The sequence below is a fragment of the Kitasatospora sp. NPDC006697 genome (assembly GCF_042869935.1).
Classification (GTDB): domain Bacteria; phylum Actinomycetota; class Actinomycetes; order Streptomycetales; family Streptomycetaceae; genus Kitasatospora.
In genome coordinates this window covers 75,179-98,343 of sequence record NZ_JBIAGU010000031.1, presented here as the reverse complement: position 1 = coordinate 98,343, position 23,165 = coordinate 75,179, and the positions used below count along the sequence as shown (strand labels likewise).

The window sequence follows — 23,165 nt, the reverse complement described above, 5'->3', positions numbered from 1 at the left end:
GGTTCCGGGGCTGCCGCCGCTCGAGCCTCCGCTCGTCGCCGGGCCCGTCGCGGTGCCGCCAAGGCTGCCCGATGCCGTGCTGTTGGAACCCGAGGTGCCAGCGGGGCTCTGGCTTCCTCCCGCGCTCTCAGTCCCACCGCCACCGCCACCGCCACCGACCGGAGCGCTGCTGCTGCCCGGGCCGCTCGCCCCGGGGGCGGGGCCGGTCGGTGGCGGTGCCGGCCCGTCGTAGCCGCCGTCGGTCTCGGCGCTCAGCGTGCGGTCAGGGAGTTCGTTGCCGTCCTCGCCCACCACGTGGTCGGCGACGGTGGCGGCGATCCGCGCGGTCCCCGACTGGTGTCCCGGCAGGGCTTGGCCGGTCGCCGCGCACTCGACCGTGGCCCCGGGGTTGAGCGCTCCGCCGCCGGCCAGCCCCGGGCAGTCGGCCGAGCTGACGCCCGGCACGCTGTCGGAGAGGGCGACACCCGTGAGCGGCACCTCGCCGAGGGCCTGCAGAACGAACCGGAGCCGTAGCGGAAGGTCGGCCCGCGGCGCGGCTGGGAGGCGCGCTCCCTGCCGCCCGATGACGGTCGGCGAAGCCACGCCCTCGCGCCGACTCCGCAGGGCTTCAGCGACTGACGGTTGACGGCGAGTGTCACGGTGGCCGAGTTGTGTCGTCGGGGTGGCGGGCAGGGCGCGCGGGGTGCTGGGGAGGCGGAGCACGCCGTGGTAGGCGGTGGCCAGGGTGGTCCGAGGGTCAGGCAGGGCGGCCGGGAGGCCAGGAAGGTGGAGACCGGCGAGCGCGCCGCCGTCACGCGCGCCCTTCGCGGCCGCCGGGTCGGCTTCGACGCGCAGGGAGCCGTGGACGCCGCCCCGGTACGCGGCCCGCGGCTGCGGAACGGCGCTCCCGGAGTCGGGAAGGCGCTCGAACCGGAGTCCCGACAGGACTCCGTGATAGCTCGCGACCGCCGTGGCCTGCGGCTCCGGCACGCCCGCGGGCGCGGTGGCGCGGGCGGTCACGGGGCTCGACTGGTCACCGGGGGCCGCCGGGAACCTGATCCGGCAGTCGAGCGATTCGAGGCCCTGCAGGACGAGGGGTGCCGGGCGGCCGCAGTCCGGTTGGGCGCCCTGGAGCTGGGGGTCGTCGATGGTGACGGCGGTGAGGGGGTACTCGGCCCGGTTGGTCAGGCGGTACACCCGGAGCAGGGCGACGCCCGCCCGCACCCTCGGCGCACCGGTGGCGCGCCCGTTCGTGGTCACCGACAGGCGCAGCGCTTCCCGCGCCTCTCCCCCGCGCACCGCCGGCCCCGGCACCGCCCCCGCCCCGGATACCGCCGCGGAGCCGACCGCCGGAGTGGCCGCCCCGAGCAGTACCCCCATCCCCGTGAGTGCCGCAGCCGCAGTGCGCCAGGCGGACTGACGGGAGCTCAGTAATACCGGGATACTAGGTAGTCGAACAGTTTGTCGGGCGGATTGGGTGACCACCGCTCAATTGTTTGCCGACCCCACCCCGAACGGCTCAGCCACGCCTCATCACCCGCAACGAAGACCCCATTGGCCCAATGCCGCCGCCGCCTGACGCGGCGTCAAGGAATGACGATCACTGGCCGGTTGGCGCGTCGCGCCAGGCGCCCGGACACCGAACCGAAAATGCGGCCGAACAGTCCCTGGGTGGTACCGACCACGATCGCATCGGCCGCGTACTCCTTGCCGACCTCCTCGATCTCGTGGCAGATGTCGCCACCGCGTTCGACCAGAATCCACGGCACCCCGGCGAGGAAGTCCGCGCAGGCCAGCTCCAGGCCCAGTACCTCGGTGCGGTGGTCCGGCAGGTCCACGAAGACCGGCGGCTCGCAGCCGGCCCAGACCGTGGCGGGCAGCCGGTTGGCCACGTGCACGATGACCAGCCCGCAGTGCGAGCGGCGGGCCATGCCCACCGCGTAGGCGAGCGCCCGCTCGCTGGAGAGCGAACCGTCGAAACCCACCACCACACCGTGCTGGAAGGCCGGATCGCAGGGCTTGGCAGGCTCGGCCTGCAGGGCGGGGTCCAGCCCGCCGAGCGGCGCCGGCTGCTTGGAGTGCCGGGACCTCACGTCGCCTCCGCCGTTCTCGCCGGGGCCTGGCGTGGCGCCGGCAGCACCATCAAAGACCTTCGCCACCGCTACCGACGGGCGGAACAACCGCGCGGCGAACCGCCCGCACCGCGTTCTCCGCACTCCCTGGCGCGCCGGCGGCGACTGCCGCGGCGACTGGGGCAGCTGGGAATCACTGGGCAACGAATCCGGGAAATCCGGCGACCCGAGAAAACGGAAGGGGTCTGCGGATCGGGGAGACTCAGAACCGGCCATGAATCGAGGCTCTTCGAGTGAGAGGGGCCGACAGGAAGGACAGCGCTGCCCAGGCGGCAGGCCATTCACTGGCACGCAGTCGGTGAAGGCCGAGCAGCACCGTAAGTGACCTGTTCCTTTCAGAGTACGACGGCCGGACGCGGCCGCCCAGCCTTCAGGGCCAGGTACGACAACGATCCCGCTAATGGCGGCGGCGTGAAGTAATCGGTGCGCGCCCCGTGACAGCGGGAGACGCTCCGCCTTCGCGCAGTTCCATGGAGCTTGCCTGACGGAGTGGACGGACGCAACAGGTCGGCCACGCACCGTAGGTGAGAAGTTCAGCTGCCCGTGGTGCGGTGGTGCTCCCTGGGATCGGAGGGGACGGCGGGGGGCACCGCTCGGTTCTGGACGTTCCCCTGGCCGACAACCGCATTCAGCTGCGGCTTCCCTTCCTCATCACCGGCGCCGCTGGCAGCATGCACGGCATGCCGCTGCTGCTGCTGGACCTCGACAACACCCTGCTGCCACGCGACGCGGCCTTCCGGGCCTGGGCCGAGTGCTTCCTCGCCGAGCACCGCCTCCCCGTGACCGAACTGAGCTGGCTGACCACGCTGGACGGCGGTGGCCACGTCCCGCGCGGCACGGTGCTCGGTGCCGCCCGCCGCCGGTACGGGCTGGCGCAGCCGGTGGAGGAGCTGCTGGCGCAGTACCAACGGGCGATCAACTCGCACATCCGCTGCCCGGATTCGCACCTCGCGGCGCTGCGCACGGCCCGGACGGCCGGCTGGACGCTGGCCATCGTGAGCAACGGCAGGACCACGGCCCAGCTGGAGAAGATCCGGCGCACCGGGCTCAGTGCCCTGGTCGACGCCTGGGTGGTGTCGGAGGAGGCGCGGTGCGCCAAGCCGGACCCGCTGATCTTCGAGATCGCCGCGCAGCGCTGCGGGATCGCGCCGACCGGGGGCGGCGACCTGGCCGCCGACAGCTGGGTGATCGGCGACCACGCCCTGGCCGACATCGCGGGCGCCGAGGCCGCCGGCCTGCGCAGCGTCTGGCTGCACCACGGCCGCCCCTGGGCGGAGGCCGGCTACCGGCCGACCCTGATCGCGCCGGGTCTGCCGGAGGCGATCGGGCTGGTGCTCGGCGCGCCCGGAATCGGCACCGCCGCGTAGCCCCGGAAGTCCCCGGGAGCCTCCGCCGAACGTTCAGGCCGCGACAGAACGGCTACGTACGGTAGTTCCGGAGATAGCGCCGCAACCGTGTCCGCTGCCGGTTGCTGCGACCTCTCGCGATACTCCCGCGCATTGGAAGTCGACCGAGTCGACTTGCCGAACCGGAATCCCCCGGGCATTCCCGCCACCGCACGCGATAGGACGCGGCCGACCGAAAATCCATCCCCTTATTGCAGTGAATGTCGGACCAGATTCTCTTCGTTCCGCTCAGCCGGACGGTGGCCTGTTCGGGCCGTCCGCCCCCGCCGCCACCACCCGGCGCTCACCACCTCCCCCCGACACCCCCACCCGGTCAGGCGAACCACCGGCCGCCCCACCCCGCGCACGGCGAGCGCCGATCGAGCGCGGGCGCACTCCCCGGCCCGTGACCGCACCACCACCGGCCCACCCCGAGCCCGCCCCCACCCGCCCGTCACCGCCCGCCCCCGGCCCGGCACCCCGCCGGCGCTCCCGCACCGCCCAGCGGCGCACGCATGCACCGCGCGCCCCGTTTGCGCAACACCGATTTTCAGTCAGTTTCCGGCCGCTCCGGCACGCTTGGCCATCCTGGCTGGCCAGGGCGCCGGTCTGCGGTGCTGACCCGTCGCCACCAACGGTCCGCCGTACGGCAACCAGCCACCCGCCGACCCGCCCCCTTCCCAGAGGGGTCGACGGGTGCCACGCTTCGTGATCGAATGCATCACGCCAAATTGCCATGTCGACATAGCGTCGGATGGTGAACTTGTCACAACGGTGACGGTCCACCCAGTAGATTCGATCTTGTTGAGCAGTGCCGCACCACCACACCACACCACCGAGGGGGCTTGGCGCCTTGAACAGGGTGAGCAGGAGCGAGACAGGTCCTGACAGCGGCCAGTCCCCGACCGGCCGAGGCGGCCAGTCGGTTCCGCCAGGCCCCCGAAGTACCCCTGCTCTCCAGCCCCACCCGACGGCCCGACCGTACGTCAATTCGGGCGCCTTCCCGCCAGGTCCGGCCGCCTCGCCCGCGGAGCACGCGCCGCCCCAGGCCGGCTACCCGACGCACCATCACCAGACGCCCCATCAGGACGCCTACTTCGGCACCCGGGCGGTGCTCGCCGCCCCGTCCGGCGGCGAGCCGGTCTTCGGCGCCGCGGCGCTCGCCTCCTCAGCGGTCGGCGCGGGCGGCATGGGCGGCGGTCTGGTCGGCACCGGGCCGAACGGCGGCCCCGGCAACGGCCCGAGCGGCAGTGGTGCGGCGCCGGGCAGCGCCGCCGCACCGCGCAAGCTCTCCGGCCGCCGGCGCCGCGAGACCGTGGCCGTGCTGATCTTCAGCGGCGCGCCGATCTTCGAGAGCTCGATCCCGCTCTCCGTCTTCGGCGTGGACCGCCAGGACGCCGGCGTCCCGCGCTACCGCCTGCTGGTCTGCGCCGGCGAGGACGGCCCGCTGACCACCACCGGCGGCGTCACCCTCACCGCGCCCTTCGGCCTGGAGGCGCTGGCCCGGGCCGGCACCATCGTGGTCCCGGCCTGGCGCTCGATCTCCCAGCCGCCGCCGGTCGAGGCGATCGCCGCGCTGCGCAAGGCCCACCACGAGGGTGCCCGGATCATCGGCCTGTGCACCGGCGCCTTCGTGCTCGCCGCCGCCGGCCTGCTGGACGGCCGCCCGGCCACCACCCACTGGATGTACGCGCCGACCCTGGCCAAGCGCTACCCCCGGGTGCACGTCGACCCCCGCGAGCTCTTCGTGGACGACGGCGACGTGCTCACCTCCGCCGGCACGGCCGCCGGCATCGACCTCTGCCTGCACGTGGTGCGCAGCGACCACGGCGCCGAGGCGGCCAACGCGCTGGCCCGCCGCCTGGTGGTGCCCAACCGCCGCAGCGGCGGAGGACAGGCCCAGTACATCGACCAGTCATTACCTGAGGAGATCGGGAACGACCCGCTGGCCGAGGTGGTCACCTGGGCGCTGGAGAACCTCAACCAGCAGTTCGACGTCGAGGTGCTGGCGGCCAGGGCCTACATGAGCCGGCGCACCTTCGACCGGCGGTTCCGCACCCTCACCGGCAGCGCGCCGCTGCAGTGGCTGATCACCCAGCGGGTGCTGCAGGCGCAGCGGCTGTTGGAGACCTCGGAGCTGTCGGTGGACGACGTGGCCAGGCGCTGCGGGTTCCGTTCCCCCGTCGCGCTGCGCGGCCACTTCCGCCGCCAGCTGGGCGTCTCCCCCGCCGCCTACCGGACCAGCTACCGGGCCCGTCGGCCCAACGCCACCGGTCCGGCCGCCGGCGTGCCCCCGCAGGGCACGGCGGCGGAGCGGATCGGCACGGCGGGGCCCGGCCAGTTCGGGCCGGGCGGGGTCGCGACCCCGGTGGGTGCCCCGACCGGTCCGGCCGGCGGTCCGGCGGCCGGTGGCGCGGCGGCGAAGCAGCCGCAGCGTCCGGCGCCGCAGCCGGCGCTGCCCGCGCCCGGCAAGAACCGGATCCGTCCGCTGGTTCCGCCGCAGCCCGGTCCGGCCACCCGGCGCGGTGCCGGTCCGGCGCGGCCGGTGGAGCACGCGGTGGCGGAGGACGGCCTCGGCCAGCCGGGCGTGCGCGGGACGGGCGCCGGCCACCGGGCCGAGCGGCCGGCCCCGGAGGCCCGGACCGACGCCCGGCCGGGCGGACGCCCCGGCACGGCGCCCGGTCGGCCCGGCCTGCCCGCGGGCGGTGCGGTCCGGGGCACGGGCGGGGTGCCCGGCGGCCCGTCAGGGGTGCGGCGCGGCCCGCTGCCGAACGGCGGCGCACCCGGCCTCGGAGGCGGTGCGCGGCACGGCGGCCCGGCGCTGCCGGGAGCGGACGGCGCCGCCCGGACCCGTCCGATGGGCGCGGGCCCGGTGCGCGGCGACGGTGCGGCGGGCCCGGCGGGCGGCGCGGGACCGGCGGCGGCTCCGGTACTGCCCGGCCCGGCGGCCGACCCGGCCGCGGAGCGCTGACCCGGCGCCAGACCGCCGGTCCGGCCCGGCCTTCCGGGCCCGCCCGGACCACGCGCGGCCCCCGGCCCCGTCCACCGCCCGCCCGGGCGGCGGGCGGGGCCGAACCCGTGCGCCCCGTGCGCCGCGCGGCCCCGGGGTGGTGCGCCGGTGGCGGGACGGCGCCGTAGGGTGGGACGGGTGAACGACCGTTTGGTATGGATCGACTGCGAAATGACCGGCCTGGACCTCGAGCGCGACGCGTTGATCGAGGTCGCCGCCCTGGTCACCGACTCCGAACTCAACATCCTCGGCGAGGGCGTGGACGTGGTGATCCGCCCGCCGCAGGAGGCGCTCGCGACCATGCCCGAGGTGGTGCGGCAGATGCACACCTCCTCCGGCCTGCTCGACGAGCTGGCCGACGGGCTGACCCTCGCGGAGGCGGAGGAGAAGGTGCTCGCCTACGTGCGCGAGTGGGTCCCGGAGGCGGGCAAGACCCCGCTGTGCGGGAACTCGGTCGCCACCGACCGCGGCTTCCTCTCCCGGGACATGCCCGCGCTGGAGGGCCACCTGCACTACCGGATCGTGGACGTCTCCTCGATCAAGGAGCTGGCCCGGCGCTGGTACCCGCGGGCCTACTACAACAGCCCGCAGAAGGGGGGCAACCACCGGGCGCTGGCGGACATCCGGGAGAGCATCGCCGAACTGCGCTACTACCGCGAGGCGGTGTTCGTCCCGGCGCCCGGCCCGGAGTCCGAGCAGGCCCGGGAGATCGCGGCGAAGCACCGGATCGCCAACGGCTGACCCCGGTCGTGCCCGGCCCGCCACGGCCGTCCCCGCCCGAGTCCCGGCGCGGGGGCGGCCGTTGTGAGCTGCGCCACGTCGCGGCGGCCGGGCGGGTCGACCGGCCGCCGCCCGCAAGGGGGTTCGGCCGCCGCGCGGCCATCCGCCGGTCGGGCCCGGGAAACCCTGGCGCGAGCACCCTCGCGAATCCTGTAGAGTTCTTCCTGTCAGCGCGGGAACGCGCAGGACAGATGGTGGGTGTAGCTCAGTTGGTAGAGCACCTGGTTGTGGTCCAGGTGGTCGCGGGTTCGAGTCCCGTCACTCACCCCATCACGAGAGGCCCGGTCTTCACAGACCGGGCCTCTTCGCATGTCCGCGACCGGACAGCCGGACAGCCGGACAGCCGGCCGGCGAACAGGCCTGCGGGCGCGCCCTGTTCAGCGCTCACTACTCACGAGTAACATGACCGCCATGACGACTCCTCCGATCGGCAAGCTGCTCGCCGACACCGTCCCGATGGCCCGCACCCTGAACCTGGTCTTCCTGGAGACCACGGCCGAGCGCGCCGTACTCGAGCTGCCCGACCAGCCCGAGTACCACAACCACGTGGGCGGGCCGCACGCCGGCGCCATGTTCACGCTGGCCGAGTCGGCCAGCGGCTGCATCGTGCTGGCCGCCTTCGGCGACCAGCTGTCCCGGGCGGTGCCGCTGGCCGTCAGCGCCGAGATCGCCTACAAGAAGCTCGCCAAGGGCGTGGTCACGGCCACCGCGGTGCTCGGCCGCCCGATCGCCGAGGTGGTCGCGGAGCTGGACGCCGGGGAGCGCCCGGAGTTCCCGGTCACCGTGGAGATCACCCGGGCCGACGGCGCGGTCACCGGCGTGATGACGGTGCACTGGACGCTGCGGCCCAACGACTGACGGCCGGGACACCCGCGGCCCGGGGGTCGGACGGCCAGGGGGGTCGGATGACTCGGGGGACCTGAGGCCACATCCGTCCCACCCGTCATCACCGGCCCCACCCGGCTGCCGCCCCGTCAGATCGGCCGAAAATCGCCGCCGGACGGGCCGGGTGGCGCCGGGCCCGGTCAACGCGCCGCGTGACCTCGGCCCGGCGCGGCTCGTTCTGCCCTCACGTGCGAGTCAATCAAGCGTCACCCGGGCCTCAGCCGCAGCCCGCCCCATCGGCGGCACCCGCCCGCGCGGGGGGCGGGCGGGTGCCGCGCCGGCGGGTCCACACCCCGGTGCCCGCGGCCGGGCGCCGGCAGCGGGTCGGCGCGCTGGCCGCCGCAGGCGCGGTGCTCGCGCAGCTCTGGGGCCTGGGCGTCGGGGTCGCGCACGCGGCCGACGGGGGCGGCGACCCGGTGGACCGGGCGATCCGGGCCGTCGGCGCCGACTCCGCCGGTGGGCCGGACGCGGGGGCGCTGCCGCTCGCGGAGGTGGACGACCTGCTGCGCGACCGCATCCGGGCCGGCGGCCTCCCGCTGCCCGGGCAGGCCGCCGCGGTGCCGGACGCGTTCGCCATCGCGGCGGTGCTGCTGCCGGCCGTGCCCGCCCAGCCGGGCTCGCCGCGCGATCCGGTGCGGGAGCGGCAGGGGGTTCAGGACGCCGGGCGTCCGACGCGCGCCGGGCAGCCGGCCGCGCCGGGGGCGCACGGCAGCGGCGCGGGCGGACACCAGGGGAGCGCCCGCGCCGCCGAGCCCGGTCGTGCCGGTCCGGGGAGCCCCCGGGCCGGCGCGCCGGGCGGCCAGGCGGCGGGCGGACAGGACGGCAGGAACAGCGGGGACGGCGGGGCGGCGGTGCCGCGCACTGCCGACGCGGCCTCCCGTGACGCGCCGCGGCCGCTGGTCGGCTTGCCGCGGCCGGTCGACGGCGGGCCGGCGCTGCTCACCGCGCCGCCGGACGGCTCGGGTTCGTCGGCGGCCGGCCTCGGGCGGCCGGTGGCCGCGGCCCAGGAGGCGCAGACCTTCTCCGGCGGCGGCGTGCAGGGCGCGGTGCTGATCCCGATCGCGGCCGGACTGCTGCTCACGGGGGCGGCGATGTACAAGCACCGCGGGCTGCCGAAGGGGCACTGACCCGGCGCCCGGCGCGGGCGTTCGAAGGAGCCCCGCCCTCAGGCGAAGGTGTTCGGCGGCGGCTCGGGCGACGGCGCCGCCGTGGCGTCCGTGGCCACCGGGGCGCCCGCAGGGAACGCCGCCAGGGCCTTGCCGTGCTCCACCCGCCCGAGCGCCGAATCCGTCGCCACCCGGCGGGTCAACTCCGTGACGGGGAGCGGGGTGTGGGCGGCCACCAGGATCAGGTTGCCGAACCGCCTGCCGCGCAGCACCGCCGGGTCGGCGATCAGCGCGACCTCCGGGAAGACCGCCCGCAGGGTGGCCACCTGCGAGCGCGCGAAGGCGAGTTGGGCCCCGTCGGTGATGTTGGCGGCGTACCGGCCGCCGGGGGCCAGGGCCCGGGCGGCGAGGGTGGCGAACTCCACCGTGGCGCAGTGCGCGGGCACCCGGGCGCCCGAGAAGACGTCGGCGATCACCAGGTCGGCGCCGCCCTCGGGGGCGCGCTCCAGCACGGCGCGGGCGTCGGCGCCGCGGACCTTGATCTGCCAGCCCGGCTGCAGCGGGAGTTCGGCGCGGACCCACTCGGTGAGCGCGCCGTCCAGTTCGGCCACCTGCTGGCGCGAGCGCGGCCGGGTGGCGGCCGTGTAGCGGGCCAGGGTGAGCGCGCCGCCGCCGAGGTGCAGCACCCGGATCGGCTTGCCGGGGTCCGCGGCCAGGTCGACGACGTGGCCCAGGCGGCGCTGGTACTCGAACGCCAGGCGGCCGGGGTCGGCCAGGTCGACGTGCGACTGCGGGGCGCCGTCGAGCAGCAGCGACCAGGACTGCGGGTGGTCGCGGTCGGGCACCAGCTCGGCCAGGCCGGTCTCGGTGCGGTGAGTACGCGGCGCCCGCTGTTCTCGTCCCATGGGGCGAAGTATCCCCGGTGACCTGGGCGAACGCCGAATCAGGAGCCGCCGGCGGCTAGAAGGGCCCGAGGCCGCCCGCCGCCAGCGTCCGGGCGGCCTCGCAGAGCGCGTCGCGCAGCACCCAGGGGTCGGTGGGCTGCGGGGCGAGCTCGGGCCCGGCCGGCGGGAGCAGCCAGCGCGGGTCGGTGGCGGGCAGCGGGGCCGCGCCGGGGGTGCAGTCGGTGCCGGCCAGCTGCCAGCGCTCGGCGGTGCCGGCCGGGACCAGGAATGCGACGGTGCCGGACGGCCCCTGGACCACCGATCCGCAGGCCCGGCGCAGCCGCAGGATGTCGACGGTCTCCAGGCCGTGCCGCAGCGGGACCGTCACGGTGTCGCAGCTGCGGGCCCAGTCCGTGCTGCGGCCGCTGGTCGCCCGGGCCGGGCAACCCCCGCCCGTGCTGCGGTAACTGCGGAACTGCGGCAATCCGATGACCATCACTGCGGGCCCTTCCGACTCGGTTCGCTACCCGTGACCATCACGTCCGCTTTCCCCGCCGTTCGACAGCGCGCCGCTGGATCTCCCTGTGGGACAGGGAAACTGAGGGCTTATCAGGAACTGTTGTGGACTGATGGTATGAATGTGACTGCTACTGAGGTACTCAGGCCGACGGACGCCCGCCCTCCAACGGCGCGCACCGAGCGGCTTCCCGATATCAACACAACGGGTCCGGGCCGCGGATAGCCACGGGGCGCCTTACAGCAAGCCATGGCATTTCATGGCAGAACCAGAGATAAATGTCTGCTTTGCCATCAAATCGTAGTGATTTTCCCCGAAACCCATCGTGAGCTTCCGATGACAGCCGGTACTGTCGAGCCGTCGCCCCGGTCGGGCCCACCCGACCCACGGGCCCCACCCCGCACCAACGCACGGAGCGACCCCATGGCAGACCCGGCCGGTCAAGCCGGCGCGCCCACCGCGCCCGTACCCAACACCCCCATGCGCGAGCTGCGCGGCGGACTCTCGCCCGCCGAGTTCGCCACCGTGATCCGCCGGGCGGCCCGGGAGATCGGCGAGCACGTCTCCTGCGACGCCCGCTACATCGGCCGTGTGGAGTCCGGCGAGATCCGCTGCCCCAACTACGCCTACGAGCGGGTCTTCCGCCACCTGTGGCCGGACCGGTCCCTGGAGGACCTCGGCTTCGCCCCGCGCTCGGCCGTCCGACGGCGCCCCACCGCCCGCCGGCCCGCGCCGCCGGGGCATCCCCCGCATCTCCACCTGCATCACCCGGACGAGGAGAACGACGACGTGCACCGCCGTGCGTTCCTGACCGGCGGACCCACCGCCCTGGCCACCGTGCTGGGCCTGGACGGTCCCGCCCACAGCACCGACCCGCTGTACTCCCCCACCCCCCTGCCGGCGCCGCGCAGAGTCGGCGCGGCCGACGTCCAGATCGTCGAACAGGCCGTCCGCGAGATCCGGTTGGCCGATGACGTGCACGGCGCGGACACCCTCTTCGAACGCGCCGGCCAGTCGCTGCGCAACGCCTACGTGCTGCTGAACGAGGGTGACTACTCCCCCACCACGGAACGGCGGTTGCAGGCCGCGGCCGGCGAACTGGCGATCTCGGTGGGCTGGTTGGCACACGACTCCAACCGGCTCGGCGACGCCCGCTCGTTCTACGCCGAGGCGCTGGCCACCGCCCGGATGGCCGACGATCCGGGCCTGGAGGCCCATGTCTTCTGCAACAGCGCCTTCCTGGCCCGGGACGCCGGGCGCCCGCGCGAGGCGCTGCGGGCCGCGCAGGCCGGGCAGAGCGCGGCCCGGCAGCTCGGCTCGGACCGGCTGCTGGCCCTGCTGGCGATGCGGGAGGCGGGCGCCTGGGCGCTGCTGCGCGACCGCTCCGCCTGCGGCCGGGCGCTGGCCGAGGCCGAGGCGCTGTTCGAGCGCGGCGAGTCGCAGGCCGACCCGGAGTGGATGTCCTTCTTCGGCGAGGCCGAACTGGCCGGACTGCAGGCCCAGTGCTGGGCCGCGCTCGGCGACTGGGACCGGGCCGCCGCGCGGGCCGGCCAGGCGGTGGCGCTGCAGGAGCCGCACTTCGTGCGCAACCGGGCGCTCTACACCGCCGAGCTGGCGCACGACCGGCTCGGGCGCGGCGACCTGGCCGGCGCGGCCGCGCACGGCACGGCGGCGGTCGGCCTGCTCGGACAGGTCCGCTCGGCCCGGATCCGCGCGATGCTGGCCGGCACCGCGGCCCGGCTGCGCGGGCACCGGCAGGTCGCCGGGGTGACCGGGTTCCTGCTGGCCCACGACGGCGCGGCGGCAGCGGCCTGAGCCGGGCCCGGCGCCCGGGCCGCACTGCCGCGGGTCGGGCGCCGGGGCCGGACGGGTCAGCCGCCCAGGCCGTCCAGGTGGCTGTGGTCGTTCCAGATCTCGATCGCCGGCGCGCCGTACTCCCAGGAGAGCACCGAGAGCGCGGCCGTGCCGAGCTTCAGCCGCTGCCCGAACTCGGGCGGCAGGCCCAGCCAGCGGGCGGCCAGGATCCGCAGCAGGTGGCCGTGGGCGAAGACCGCCACCTCGCAGTCGGCGGTGTGCATGGTGGTGGTGTCGGGGTGCGGGGCGCCGTGCTCGGCCTCGATCCCGGCCAGGAAGCCGTCCACCCGGGCGGCCACCTCGGAGATCTTCTCGCCGCCGGGCACGCCGTCCCGCCAGATCAGCCAGGACGGGTTGTCGTGCTCCCGGATGTCGGTGCCGGTGCGGCCCTCGTACTGCCCGTAGTCCCACTCCATCAGCTCCGGCCGGTCCACCGCGCGGTCGCCGAAGCCGGCCAGTTCGGCGGTCTCCCGGGCCCGGGAGAGCGGGCTGGTGTAGATCCGCGCCTCGGGCAGCGAGTTCCACGGCGCACGGGCCAGGCGCGCGCCCAGCAGCCGGGCCATCTCGCGCCCCTCCTCGGTGAGCGGGATGTCGGTCCGGCCGGTGTGCCGGCCGCTCGCCGACCAGGCGGTCTCACCGTGGCGGACGAGGATCAGACGAGCGGGCATGGCGGACTCCTGACGGGCTGGGCGCGGACGGCCCGGACGGGCGCCGCGCGGTTTCTGCACAGACATGATCCTCCACCCCGCCGCAGGCCCGGTGTATCGGGTCTGTCGGTGGCAGGTGCGACACTGGCGAGCACCATGAACGTCTCGCTCGCAGAACCCACGCGGCGGCTGGCCGCGCTGCGCGGTCCGGCCGAACCGCGCGGCCTGGACGCCCGGGCGCTGGCCGCGCTGGCCGCCAATCCGGGGTGCCGCCGCCGCGCCCTGCTGGACGCGGCGGGGGTGGACAAGGCCGCGGTGGCCGGCCGGCTCGGCCGCCCGGCGCCGTTCGGCCGTTCCCCCTTCGCGATCGCCCGCGGCACCGTCTTCGAGGCCCGGCTGAAGGCCGACGGGTGCTCGGCGCTGCTCGCCCCGCTGCGGCAGCACCTGGGCCTGCCGGCGCACGACGACGACCGGCTGGCGCAGCCCGACCTGCTGACCGGCGCGGGCCCGGCGGTGCGCGCCGCCCGCACGACGCAGGCGCTGGCCGAGGCGGTCGCCGCCTCGCAGGCCGATCCGCACAGCTGGACCCTGCTCGACCACCCGATGCTCCGGCTCACCGTCGCCGGCGCCCCCGCCTACCTGGAGCCGGACGCGGTCGTGGTGCACGGCGGGCGGTGCACCGTGGTGGAGATCAAGTCCTTCCCGGTGCTGGACGGCTCGGCCGACCCGGCCAAGGTCGGCGCCGCCGCCCGGCAGGCCGCGGTCTACGTGCTGGCGCTGCAGGAGGCGGCCGGGGTGCCGGCCGCGCTGGCCCGGGCCGCCGATCCGGGCGTGCCCGGCGCGCCGGAGCTGACGGTGCTGCTGGTCTGCCCGCTCGACTTCGGCCAGCGGCCGACCGCGGCCGCCATCGACGTCCGCAAGGAACTGGCCACCACCCGGCGGCAGTTGACCAGGATGACCGGTGTCGAGGAGCTGCTGGACGCGCTGCCGGCCACCGCCAGCTTCGATCTCGCGCCCGATCAGGCCGGTCAACCCACCCGACCGGTCGAGGAGTTGGCCGCCTCGGTGGACGCGGTGCCGGCCGCCTACGGCCCCGAGTGCCTGTCCAGCTGCGAACTCGGCTTCCACTGCCGGGCGCAGGCCCGCTCGGCCGGCGGGCTGGAGCAGCTGGGCCGGGGAGTGCGCGCCGACTTCGGCGAACTGGCCACCGTCGAGGAGGCCCTGAGTGCCTGCGCGGCGTCGGCCGACGGCGCGCAGGGGGCCGGTGAGTCGGCCGACCGGCTGCGGTTCGCCGCCCGGCTGCGCGCCGAGGCACTGGCCACCGCCGCCAAGGCGGCTCCATGAGCCTGCTCAGCACCCTGGCCCGGCTGGAGGCGGTGCGCAGCGGCCGGGCCGAACCGCTGGCCACCGTGCGCCACCGCCACCTGAGCGAGCGCCCGATGGTGCTGGTACCGCTGGCCACCGCCGCCGAGGACGGCGCACCGCTGGCCGTGCTGCTCGGCACCGACCGCGAGGCGCCGGTGCTGCACTTCGTGCCGCAGCCGCTCAACCGGGAGCTGCGCACCGAGTTCCTGGCCGCCTTCGCCGACGACCTGCTGCCCTACCTGGAGTCCTTCGCCGAGGCGACCGAGCAGGTGGCGGGCACCGAGAAGGACCCGGTGACGGGCGAGAAGACCGCCGTGACCAGGGAGCTGTGCGCGGACGCGCCACAGCTGCTGGTGCCCAACGCGGCCGGCATCCGGCATCTGGCGCTGGTCGGCCGGGCCACCCGGTTCCGCCGCACCGCCGCCGACCCGGACCCCGGCCCGTACCCGGCGCCGGCCCGGGTGCCGCTGCTCGGCCGCTGGCTCACCCACTTCACCGACCGCGCCCGGGTGCCCGGCTCCAGCCTGCTGCTGCCGATGACCGGCCTGCTCGGCCGGCACTGGGCCACCGGCCAGTCGATGCTGGAGGACCAGCACCTGGCCGCCCAACTGGCCTGGCACGCCCCGCCCGCCGGGCTGACCGGCGGGCAGGCCGCCGAGCTGGCCGAGACCGGGCGGGACGAGCACGGCCAGCTGCTGCACCCGCCGGCCGGGCCGGCCACCGATCCCCGGTTCGACGAGAAGCTGCTGGCCCCGGCGATCGCCCGGTTCGACGCGGCGCTCACGGTGCGCCGCCAGGGCGGCCCGGCCGAGCCGGCCGAGCGCTGCGCGGCCCGGCTGCGCGAGCTGCTGCTCACCGTGCTGCTGCCCACCTGGCGGGACGTCTGGCACGGCGTGGACCTGCTGCGCACGCTGCCGCCCGGCGCCCACCTGGCCGAGCGCTGGGAGGGCGACCGCTGGTCCTACACCGGCCACCGGGACCGGGTGGCGGCCGGCGAGCCGCCGCAGCCCCGGCTCGACGACGCCGTCACGGCCGCCCGCAAGCTCGCCCAGCGCGAGCGCGAGCAGGTCCGGCTGGAGGTCCAGGAGGCGCTGGACGATCCGCTGGCGATGGCCGAACGGCGCCTGGCCGGCGAGGCGTTCAGCGCCGAGGTGGTCGAGGTGGTGCCGGACTGGGACACCTCGGGCCGCTCCCCCAAGCCGCGCCCGCTGCTGGTGCTGCGCACCGCCGACAAGCCGCACGCCGAGCCGGGCACCGAGGCGCACCGGGTCGGCGGCCCAGCCGCCCAGAAGGCCCGGGTGATCGAAGTCAAGCCGGAGCGCGGCCGGTTGACGGTCCGGGTGCTGAGCGGCATGGGCCGCCGCAAGGACCCGGAGCCGGGCAGCCTGCCCGAGCCGGGCGACCAGGTGCTTTTCACCCTCTTCGAGTTGACGCCGCGTCAGTCCGCGCCGCTGCCCGAGCCGGACGACACCCCGTGGACACACGGCGGCCCGCCGTCCGCCGTCCAGAGTTCGACTGCCGTCGCCGAAGAGTGGGCATGACCAGCACCGTGACCTTCCTCGACACCACCGGGCTCGCCGACCCGGCGACCGCCGCCGATGCCGCCGTGGCGGCGATCCTGGACGCCGCGGTCCGTCCGGCGCCCGGCGCCCCGCGCGGCGTGGTGGTCGACTCGCCGCCCGGCGCGGGCAAGTCGACCCTGGTGGTGCGGGCCGCGCAGGAGCTGGTCGGCTCCGGCGAGCGGCTGATGATCGTGGCCCAGACCAACAGCCAGGTGGACGACCTGGTGGACCGGCTGGCCCAGAAGGCCCCGGACCTGACGATCGGCCGGCTGCACGGCGCGGACGCGCTGCCGGCCGCCGAGGCGCTGCGGCACCCCAATGTGACGGCCTCCGGCAAGCCCGGCGACCTGCTGGGCCTGGACGTGGTGGTGGCCACCGCCGCCAAGTGGCAGTGGGTGCAGGGCGTGGAGCCGTGGCGGCACGCGATCGTGGACGAGGCCTACCAGATGCGCTCGGACGCGCTGCTGGCGGTGGCCCGGCTGTTCGAGCGGGCGCTCTTCGTCGGCGACCCGGGCCAGCTGGACCCGTTCACCGTGGTCGGCACCGAGCAGTGGTCCGGCCTCTCGCACGACCCGTCGAACAGCGCGGTGGTCACCCTGCTGGCGCACAACCCGGCGATCCGGCCGCACCGGCTGCCGGTCTCCTGGCGGCTGCCGGCCTCGGCGGCGCCGCTGATCTCCGAGGCGTTCTACCCATACACCCCGTTCCGCTCCGGCACCGGGCCCGGCGACCGGCTGCTGCTGCCGGGCGCCCGGGCCGACGGTTCGGCGGTGGACGCGGCGATCGACGAGGCCGCCGAGCACGGCTGGGCGCTGCTGGAGCTGCCCGCCCGGCACACCGTGCGGACCGACCCGCAGGCGGTGGCCGCCGTCGCCGCCACCGTGCGCCGGCTGCTGGAGCGCTCGCTGACCGCCTCCTCCGAGCAGGGCCGCCGAACGCTGACCGCCGACCGGATCGCCGTCGGCACGGCGCACCGGGACCAGGCGGCGGCGGTCCGGGCGGCGCTGGCCGCGCTCGGCATCCCGGTGGACGGCACGGCCGGGACGGCGGTCGCCGTGGACACCGCCAACCGCCTGCAGGGCCGGGAGTACGACGTCACGGTGGTGCTGCACCCGCTCTCCGGCCGGCACGACGCCACCGCCTTCCACCTGGAGACCGGCCGGCTCTGCGTGCTGGCCTCCCGGCACCGGCACGCCTGCATCGTGGTGGCCCGGGCCGGGATCGACGCGCTGCTGGACGAGCACCCGGCCACCGAGCCGGTGCAGTTGGGCAGCGCGGTGCGGATCCCGCACGGCTGGGAGGGCAAGATCGGCGGCCAGGTGATCCCGTTGCTGGAGCGGGTCGGCGCCCAGTTCCCGGACGGCTGGGAGGCCAACCACCGGGTGCTGGCGGAGCTCGCGGAGCACCGGATCCGGCTCTGACCTCGGCGGACTCCCGGGGGGCGTGCGGTCCGGCAGAGCGCCGGGCCGAGCACCGTTCCGTGTGGGCGGGCCGCGAGTGACAATGGACGACGGCCAGTTCGTTCCGGTCAGCCGTCCCCTCCCTTCCCGAAGGTGTCCGTCCATGCCTGATCGCCAGGATCCGCCGCGCCGTCTCCGCCCCGCCCCGCTGCTCTTCGAGCCCGACGCCCTGACCACCGAGCCCGAGCGCTTCTTCCAGCTGGAGAGCATCGACGACCCGGCGGAGCTGCTGCGGCGCTCGACCGAACTGGCGCTGGCGTTCCGGGTGGCGGCCGAGCGGGCCACCGACTACCAGGCGATCGCGGCGGCCCAGCTGGCCGATCCGCGCCGGTTCGACGCGCTCACCCCGGCCCAGATCGCCGACCGGGCGGACTGGACGCCGGACTACGCCTCGCGGATGGTCGAGTACGGCCGGGGCCTGCTGCGCCAGCGCCGTTCCGGCGAGTAGCCGGGGCGTGACTCGCGCCGCTGGCATATGCGGCGGGAAACCCTACGCCCAAGTACGCCCCGCTGTCCGGCGAATCGGGTTTTCGCTGCAGGCGGCCCGGGGCCGGGAGCACCCTGCTGGGCGTGGACACCTGGACGTACCAATCCGTGGCCTGCCTCACCGAGGCGGGCGAGAGCTGGCTCGCCTCGGCCAGCGAGTTCCCCGAGAGCATGCGGGCGCTCTGGGAGGCCCGCCCGTGGGCCCCGGCGGTGCTGCCCTGCGGACGCTCCTTCGACGTGATCAGCATGCCCGCGCTGTTCGGCCGCCGGGTGCTGGACGAGCTGTGGGCCTCCGGCCCCGGCTGCGGCCCGGTCGCCGGCTTCCGCGGGCGCACCCTGCTCTTCGTGCAGCCCGGCGCGGCCGCCCGGCTGCGCACCCTGCTGGCCTGGGAGGAGTGGGCCCGGGACGTGCCGCCGCTGCTCTGCCACGGCCTGGGCGACGCGGTCACCGTGCCGCCGGTGCGCCGGGCCGCCGATCCGGCCGCGGCCGTCCCGGACAGCCGCTGGATCGTCGCGCCGGACGGCCGGGAGCCCTGGCTGCCGGGCGCCGGGGTGGTGCTCTGGGCCTGCGTCCGGGCGGCCCGCGGCGCTTCGGCGGCGCTGCCCGAGCCGTCCCGCACCAGGGAGCCGCTGGTCAGCAGGCCGGCCCAGCTGCTGCCGCTCTCACCGGCCTGACCCGGGCGACGGCAATCGATTTTGGCGAGGCCTGCGGCCGCTGCTAGAGTCTTCCCTGTCAGCAGGCGCCGCTAGCTCAGTTGGTTAGAGCAGCTGACTCTTAATCAGCGGGTCCGGGGTTCGAGTCCCTGGCGGCGCACAGACATCCGAAGGGCTCCTCGCAGCAGCGAGGAGCCCTTCGGCGTTCCCACCGTAAACGCCCGGGGCCCGGTCCCGCCGCCGAGCACGGCGGCGGGACCGGGACGGCGGCTCAGCGGCCGCGCAGCTCGCGGTACTTGGCGACCAGGGCGGCGCTGGAGGAGTCCAGCTGCTCGGTGCCCTCGCCGGTGAGCAGCACCGGCTCGATCCGCTTGGCGAGCACCTTGCCCAGCTCGACGCCCCACTGGTCGAAGGAGTCGATGTTCCAGATCGCGCCCTGCACGAACACCTTGTGCTCGTAGAGCGCGACCAGCTGGCCGAGCACCGACGGGGTGAGCTCGTCGGCCAGCACCACGGTGGTGGGGTGGTTGCCGCGGAAGGTGCGGTGCGGCACCTGGGCCTCGGCCACGCCCTCGGCCCGGACCTCGTCGGCGGTCTTGCCGAAGGCGAAGGCCTGCGCCTGGGCGAAGAAGTTGGCCATCAGCAGGTCGTGCTGGGCGACCAGGCCGTCGGCCAGGTCCTCGACCGGCTTGGCGAAGCCGATCAGGTCGGCCGGGATCATCTTGGTGCCCTGGTGCAGCAGCTGGTAGTAGGCGTGCTGGCCGTTGGTGCCGGGGGTGCCCCAGACCACCGGGCCGGTGGTCCACTCGACCGGCTCGCCGTCGCGCTGCACCGACTTGCCGTTGGACTCCATGTCCAGCTGCTGCAGGTAGGCGGTGAACTTGGAGAGGTAGTGCGAGTAGGGCAGCACCGCGTGCGACTGGGCGTCGAAGAACTGGCCATACCACAGGCCCAGCAGGCCGAGCAGGAACGGCGCGTTCTCGGCCGGCGGCGCGGTGCGGAAGTGGTCGTCGACCAGGCGGAAGCCGTCCAGCATCTCCTGGAACCGCTCCGGGCCGATGGCGATCATCAGCGAGAGGCCGATCGCCGAGTCGTAGGAGTAGCGGCCGCCGACCCAGTCCCAGAACTCGAACATGTTCTCGACGTCGATGCCAAAGTCGGCCACGCCCCGGGCGTTGGTGGAGAGCGCCACGAAGTGCTTGGCCACCGCCTCCTGGCCAGCGCCCAGCTGGGCCAGCAGCCAGCTGCGGGCCGAGGTGGCGTTGGTGATGGTCTCGATGGTGGTGAAGGTCTTGGAGGCGACGATGAAGAGGGTCTCGGCCGCGTCCAGGTCGCGCACCGCCTCGTGCAGGTCGGCGCCGTCCACGTTGGAGACGAACCGGACCGTCAGGTCGCGCTGGGTGTAGGAGCGCAGCGCCTCGTAGGCCATCGCCGGGCCGAGGTCGGAGCCGCCGATCCCGATGTTGACGACGTTCCTGATCCGCTTGCCGGTGTAGCCGGTCCAGGCGCCGCTGCGCACCCGGTCCGCGAAGCCGGCCATCTTGTCCAGCACGGCGTGCACCTCGGGCACCACGTTCACGCCGTCCACCTCGACCACGGCGCCGCGCGGGGCGCGCAGCGCGGTGTGCAGCACGGCGCGGTCCTCGGTGGTGTTGATCTTGTCGCCGCGGAACATCGCGTCCCGCAGGCCGGCCACGTCGACCTGCTCGGCCAGCGAGCGGAGCAGTTCCAGCGTCCGGTCGGTCACCAGGTGCTTGGAGTAGTCCAGGTACAGGTCCCCGACCTGCAGGGTGTAGCGGCTGCCGCGCTGCGGGTCCGCGGCGAACAGCTCGCGCAGGTGCAGCTCACCGAGCTCCGCCCGGTGCTTCCCGAGGGCGGCCCACTGCGGGGTGCGGTCCAGGGGGGTACGTCCGCTGGCGGGGGTCTCCGGCATCGGTTTCTCCTCGAATCGGTCTGGGATGCGGTGCTCCGGGCCCTGAGGGTGAGGGGCCCGATCGGCGCCGACACTGTTGGCGGCTCGACCGCGACCAGCCTACGGAACTGTCAGCTGCCCCGGCGCCACCCGCTGCTGACGCGCTGGCGTCACTTCCGCTCGGAGCGCAGGTCCAGACCGCGCAGCACCTGGTCGACCAGCTCCGGGTCGGCTCCCGGCTCGCCCCGGGCGGCCACCATCTCGCGCCGCGAGGCGGCCAGCAACTCCTGCTCCACCAGGCGGAGTTTGCGCAGGTTCCCGACCCGCTGCCGGGCCTCCTCGGCTTCCTCCTCCTCGTACTGCTCGGGGCAGAGCCGCGCCAGCCGGTCATGCTGGCGTTCCCTCAGCTTCTCCACGATTTCCACCGGCAGCCGGTCCTCCTGCTCCAGTTCGGAGAGCCGGCCGAGCGCCGCCTTGGCCGCCCGCCACCAGAGCATCCGCTCCTCCTGCTCGCGCCGGTCCAGATGCGGGTCGATGCCCAGCCGCTTGACCAGCCAGGGCAGCGTCAGCCCCTGCACCACCAGGGTGAAGAGCACCACGCAGAAGGCGATGAAGACGATCCGGCTGCGCCCGGGGAAGGGGTGCCCACCGTGCGTGCCGAGCGGCACGGCCAGCGCCAGCGCCACGGTGGCCACCCCGCGCATCCCGGACCACCAGAGCACCACGGTCTCCTGCCAGCTGAGCGGCACGTCCTCCTCACCGTGGGTGATCCGCTTGGAGAGCCAGGCGGCGGGCAGCAGCCAGACCAGCCGGACCCCGACCACCACCGCGATCACCACGGCCGCGTCGCCGACCATGGTGTGCCAGCCGGTGCCGACGTCCTTGAGCACGGTGGCCAGCTCCAGCCCGATCAGGCCGAAGGCGACGCCGGTGATCAGGGTCTCCACGATGTCCCAGAAGGCGCTGCCGACCAGCCGGTAGGCCACGTCGTCGGCGTCGGCGGCCCGGTCGGCCAGGTAGAGGCCGACCACCACCACGGCCAGCACCCCGGAGCCCTCGGCCTCCTCGGCCAGCGTGTAGGCGGCGAACGGCACCAGCAGGTTGAGCGCCACCTGGAGGGTGGGGTCGTCCAGCAGCGCGGAGACCTTGGTGGTCAGCCAGCCGAGCGCGCCGCCGACCGCGACCGCGATCACCGCGGAGAGCACGAACCGCAGCAGCGCGTGCGGCACCGAGAAGTCGCCGTCCACCACGGCCTCGACGGCCAGCGAGTAGATGACGATCGCGGTGACGTCGTTGAACAGCCCCTCGCTCTCCAGCACCGAGACCAGCCGCCGGGGCAGCCCGACGCTGCCGGCCACCGCGACGGCGGCCACCGGGTCGGGCGGCGAGACCAGCGCGCCCAGCGCCACCGCGGCGGCGGCCGGCAGCGCGGGCAGCAGGGCGTGGAAGGTGCCGGCCACGGCCGTGGTGGTGACCGCCACCAGGCCCACCGCGAGCAGCAGGATGGAGGTGATGTTGCCCTTGAAGTAGGCCAGCGAGGCCCGCCGGGCGACCGCGAAGATCAGCGGCGGCAGCACCAGCGGCAGGATCAGGCCCGGCTCCACCGAGATGTCCGGGATCTGCGGCTCGACCGCCATCAGCAGGCCCAGCACGGTCATCAGCACCGGCTGCGGGATGCCGGAGCGGCGGGCCAGCGGCACCGTCACCACCGAGGCCAGCAGCACCAGGAAGAGCAGTGAGAGCTGGCCCACGGTCCCCTCCTCCCCTCTCCCCTGCCGAAAACGGACAGAGCGATTGTAGGTATGACAAACACTCGTATCCGCCCACCACGCCGGTCCGCCCCGATTCGGCGATTCGGGCGCCGACCGGGTACTGTTCTCGATGTCAGCGGGCGCCGCTAGCTCAGTTGGTTAGAGCAGCTGACTCTTAATCAGCGGGTCCGGGGTTCGAGTCCCTGGCGGCGCACAGACGAGCCTGAGGGGCCCCTCACTTCGGTGAGGGGCCCCTCAGGCGTTCTATGCTGTCCCCGGCACGGCCCGAGCGGAGGGCTGCGAAGGATGCGCGTCGGAATCACCGGGTACCGGGGGCTGTCGGACCTCACCGAGCTGCTGGTCCAAGGCGAGCTGTGGCGGCTGGTCACCACCTACGGGCCCTACGAGCTGGTCGGGGTGACCGCGCTGCGCCCCGGGCCGGAGACCTGGTTCGCCGGGGCGGTCCGCGAGCACGGCGGCAAGATCGAGGTCCTGCTGCCCGCCTCGGCCGGCCCGCTCCCCGGCGGCGAGTTCGCCCGGGAGGCCACCGCCGTGCACCGGCTGGCCCCGGAGTCCGCCGGCGGGCTGGGCGAGGACCTGGACCGGGCGCTGGTCGGCATGGTGGACGAGCTGGTCGCGGTCTGGGACGGCGACCCGGACGGCGAGCCGGCCCGGGCCGCCGCGCTGGCCCGCCGGGCCGGTCTCTGGGTGCACGAGGTCTGGCCGGAGGGCTGCGAGCGCCCGGCCTGACGGTTTTCTCCGTTTGCCGCTCCTCCGGCTCCGCCGAAGGATGGCA

17 protein-coding genes, 3 tRNA genes and 1 pseudogene are annotated in these 23,165 nt (G+C 75.1%); 15 read left to right on the top strand and 6 right to left on the bottom strand.

All coding sequences use genetic code 11. From position 1 onward, the window contains the following. Positions 1-1,565: 1,565 nt before the first annotated feature. Positions 1,566-2,030 (bottom strand): universal stress protein, encoded by a 465-nt coding sequence (locus ACFYNO_RS32485; protein WP_388020974.1) that lies wholly within the window; start codon positions 2,028-2,030, stop codon positions 1,566-1,568. Between the two features lie 761 nt (positions 2,031-2,791). Between ACFYNO_RS32485 and ACFYNO_RS32480 the strand changes: the two genes are divergently transcribed. The 6 genes and pseudogenes from ACFYNO_RS32480 (at position 2,792) to ACFYNO_RS32455 (ending at position 9,298) form a co-directional block, all read left to right on the top strand. Next, positions 2,792-3,478 (top strand): HAD family hydrolase, encoded by a 687-nt coding sequence (locus ACFYNO_RS32480; protein WP_388020917.1) that lies wholly within the window; start codon positions 2,792-2,794, stop codon positions 3,476-3,478. A gap of 1,207 nt (positions 3,479-4,685) precedes the next feature. Continuing rightward, a pseudogene (locus ACFYNO_RS32475) lies at positions 4,686-5,763 on the top strand (helix-turn-helix domain-containing protein); the annotation flags it as partial. 881 nt (positions 5,764-6,644) lie between these two features. Further along, positions 6,645-7,247 (top strand): oligoribonuclease, encoded by a 603-nt coding sequence (gene orn / locus ACFYNO_RS32470; protein WP_388020914.1) that lies wholly within the window; start codon positions 6,645-6,647, stop codon positions 7,245-7,247. A gap of 233 nt (positions 7,248-7,480) precedes the next feature. After that, positions 7,481-7,556: transfer RNA gene (locus ACFYNO_RS32465), tRNA-His, on the top strand. 132 nt (positions 7,557-7,688) lie between these two features. After that, positions 7,689-8,144, top strand: a complete 456-nt coding sequence (locus ACFYNO_RS32460) for a DUF4442 domain-containing protein (RefSeq protein WP_388020911.1) — start codon at positions 7,689-7,691, stop codon at positions 8,142-8,144. Positions 8,145-8,440: 296 nt separating this feature from the next. Further along, positions 8,441-9,298: a hypothetical protein gene (locus tag ACFYNO_RS32455; RefSeq protein ID WP_388020908.1), complete on the top strand. Its 858-nt coding sequence runs from the start codon at positions 8,441-8,443 to the stop codon at positions 9,296-9,298. A gap of 38 nt (positions 9,299-9,336) precedes the next feature. Here ACFYNO_RS32455 and ACFYNO_RS32450 read toward each other — a convergent pair whose 3' ends face one another. Continuing rightward, on the bottom strand, positions 9,337-10,182 hold the full coding sequence (locus ACFYNO_RS32450) for a spermidine synthase (protein ID WP_388020905.1): 846 nt from the start codon (positions 10,180-10,182) through the stop codon (positions 9,337-9,339). 55 nt (positions 10,183-10,237) lie between these two features. Further along, complete coding sequence (locus ACFYNO_RS32445; RefSeq protein ID WP_388020902.1) at positions 10,238-10,657, bottom strand: hypothetical protein; 420 nt, start codon at positions 10,655-10,657, stop codon at positions 10,238-10,240. Positions 10,658-11,101: 444 nt separating this feature from the next. Between ACFYNO_RS32445 and ACFYNO_RS32440 the strand changes: the two genes are divergently transcribed. Then, positions 11,102-12,493: a tetratricopeptide repeat protein gene (locus ACFYNO_RS32440; RefSeq protein WP_388020899.1), complete on the top strand. Its 1,392-nt coding sequence runs from the start codon at positions 11,102-11,104 to the stop codon at positions 12,491-12,493. A 56-nt stretch (positions 12,494-12,549) separates the two neighbouring features. Here the strand turns inward: ACFYNO_RS32440 and ACFYNO_RS32435 are convergent, their stop codons facing one another. Then, the gene (locus ACFYNO_RS32435; RefSeq protein WP_388020887.1) at positions 12,550-13,200 is read right to left on the bottom strand and encodes a histidine phosphatase family protein; all 651 of its coding nucleotides are present in this window, start codon (positions 13,198-13,200) and stop codon (positions 12,550-12,552) included. Positions 13,201-13,335: 135 nt separating this feature from the next. On the opposite strand from ACFYNO_RS32435, the gene ACFYNO_RS32430 reads away from it, so the two are divergent. From ACFYNO_RS32430 to ACFYNO_RS32405, 6 genes are all read left to right on the top strand, one after another. After that, the gene (locus tag ACFYNO_RS32430) at positions 13,336-14,523 is read left to right on the top strand and encodes a hypothetical protein (RefSeq protein WP_388020971.1); all 1,188 of its coding nucleotides are present in this window, start codon (positions 13,336-13,338) and stop codon (positions 14,521-14,523) included. Next, entirely contained in the window at positions 14,520-16,085 is a 1,566-nt protein-coding gene (locus ACFYNO_RS32425; RefSeq protein WP_388020884.1) for a hypothetical protein, read from the top strand. Before ACFYNO_RS32430 ends, ACFYNO_RS32425 begins: the two co-directional genes overlap by 4 nt. Then, positions 16,082-17,527, top strand: coding sequence for an AAA family ATPase (locus ACFYNO_RS32420; protein ID WP_388020881.1), 1,446 nt, complete (start codon positions 16,082-16,084; stop codon positions 17,525-17,527). The genes ACFYNO_RS32425 and ACFYNO_RS32420 overlap by 4 nt, the downstream gene beginning before the upstream one ends. A 142-nt stretch (positions 17,528-17,669) precedes the next feature. Further along, positions 17,670-18,014: a hypothetical protein gene (locus ACFYNO_RS32415; protein WP_388020878.1), complete on the top strand. Its 345-nt coding sequence runs from the start codon at positions 17,670-17,672 to the stop codon at positions 18,012-18,014. Between the two features lie 122 nt (positions 18,015-18,136). Further along, positions 18,137-18,727: a bifunctional DNA primase/polymerase gene (locus ACFYNO_RS32410; RefSeq protein ID WP_388020875.1), complete on the top strand. Its 591-nt coding sequence runs from the start codon at positions 18,137-18,139 to the stop codon at positions 18,725-18,727. A 65-nt stretch (positions 18,728-18,792) separates the two neighbouring features. Beyond that, positions 18,793-18,866, top strand: a tRNA-Lys gene (locus tag ACFYNO_RS32405). A gap of 111 nt (positions 18,867-18,977) precedes the next feature. On the opposite strand, the gene pgi is transcribed toward ACFYNO_RS32405, so the two are convergent. Both pgi and ACFYNO_RS32395 read right to left on the bottom strand, forming a co-directional pair. Further along, positions 18,978-20,639 carry a glucose-6-phosphate isomerase gene (pgi, locus tag ACFYNO_RS32400; RefSeq protein WP_388020872.1) on the bottom strand — a complete coding sequence of 554 codons (1,662 nt, stop codon included), beginning with the start codon at positions 20,637-20,639 and terminating at the stop codon, positions 18,978-18,980. 149 nt (positions 20,640-20,788) lie between these two features. After that, positions 20,789-22,369, bottom strand: coding sequence for a Na+/H+ antiporter (locus ACFYNO_RS32395; protein ID WP_388020869.1), 1,581 nt, complete (start codon positions 22,367-22,369; stop codon positions 20,789-20,791). Between the two features lie 140 nt (positions 22,370-22,509). Between ACFYNO_RS32395 and ACFYNO_RS32390 the strand changes: the two genes are divergently transcribed. Continuing rightward, a tRNA-Lys gene (locus ACFYNO_RS32390) sits at positions 22,510-22,583 on the top strand. Between the two features lie 92 nt (positions 22,584-22,675). After that, positions 22,676-23,119, top strand: a complete 444-nt coding sequence (locus ACFYNO_RS32385) for a hypothetical protein (protein ID WP_388020866.1) — start codon at positions 22,676-22,678, stop codon at positions 23,117-23,119. Positions 23,120-23,165 lie beyond the last annotated feature (46 nt).

Coding starts and splice junctions, on each gene's coding strand:
- ACFYNO_RS32480 (WP_388020917.1), top strand. CDS start 2,792: ATGCCGCTGCTGCTGCTGGACCTCGACAACACCCTGCTGCCACGCGAC.
- ACFYNO_RS32460 (WP_388020911.1), top strand. CDS start 7,689: ATGACCGCCATGACGACTCCTCCGATCGGCAAGCTGCTCGCCGACACC.
- ACFYNO_RS32450 (WP_388020905.1), bottom strand. CDS start 10,182: ATGGGACGAGAACAGCGGGCGCCGCGTACTCACCGCACCGAGACCGGC.
- ACFYNO_RS32445 (WP_388020902.1), bottom strand. CDS start 10,657: ATGGTCATCGGATTGCCGCAGTTCCGCAGTTACCGCAGCACGGGCGGG.
- ACFYNO_RS32440 (WP_388020899.1), top strand. CDS start 11,102: ATGGCAGACCCGGCCGGTCAAGCCGGCGCGCCCACCGCGCCCGTACCC.
- ACFYNO_RS32435 (WP_388020887.1), bottom strand. CDS start 13,200: ATGCCCGCTCGTCTGATCCTCGTCCGCCACGGTGAGACCGCCTGGTCG.
- ACFYNO_RS32430 (WP_388020971.1), top strand. CDS start 13,336: ATGAACGTCTCGCTCGCAGAACCCACGCGGCGGCTGGCCGCGCTGCGC.
- ACFYNO_RS32425 (WP_388020884.1), top strand. CDS start 14,520: ATGAGCCTGCTCAGCACCCTGGCCCGGCTGGAGGCGGTGCGCAGCGGC.
- ACFYNO_RS32420 (WP_388020881.1), top strand. CDS start 16,082: ATGACCAGCACCGTGACCTTCCTCGACACCACCGGGCTCGCCGACCCG.
- ACFYNO_RS32415 (WP_388020878.1), top strand. CDS start 17,670: ATGCCTGATCGCCAGGATCCGCCGCGCCGTCTCCGCCCCGCCCCGCTG.
- pgi (WP_388020872.1), bottom strand. CDS start 20,639: ATGCCGGAGACCCCCGCCAGCGGACGTACCCCCCTGGACCGCACCCCG.
- ACFYNO_RS32385 (WP_388020866.1), top strand. CDS start 22,676: ATGCGCGTCGGAATCACCGGGTACCGGGGGCTGTCGGACCTCACCGAG.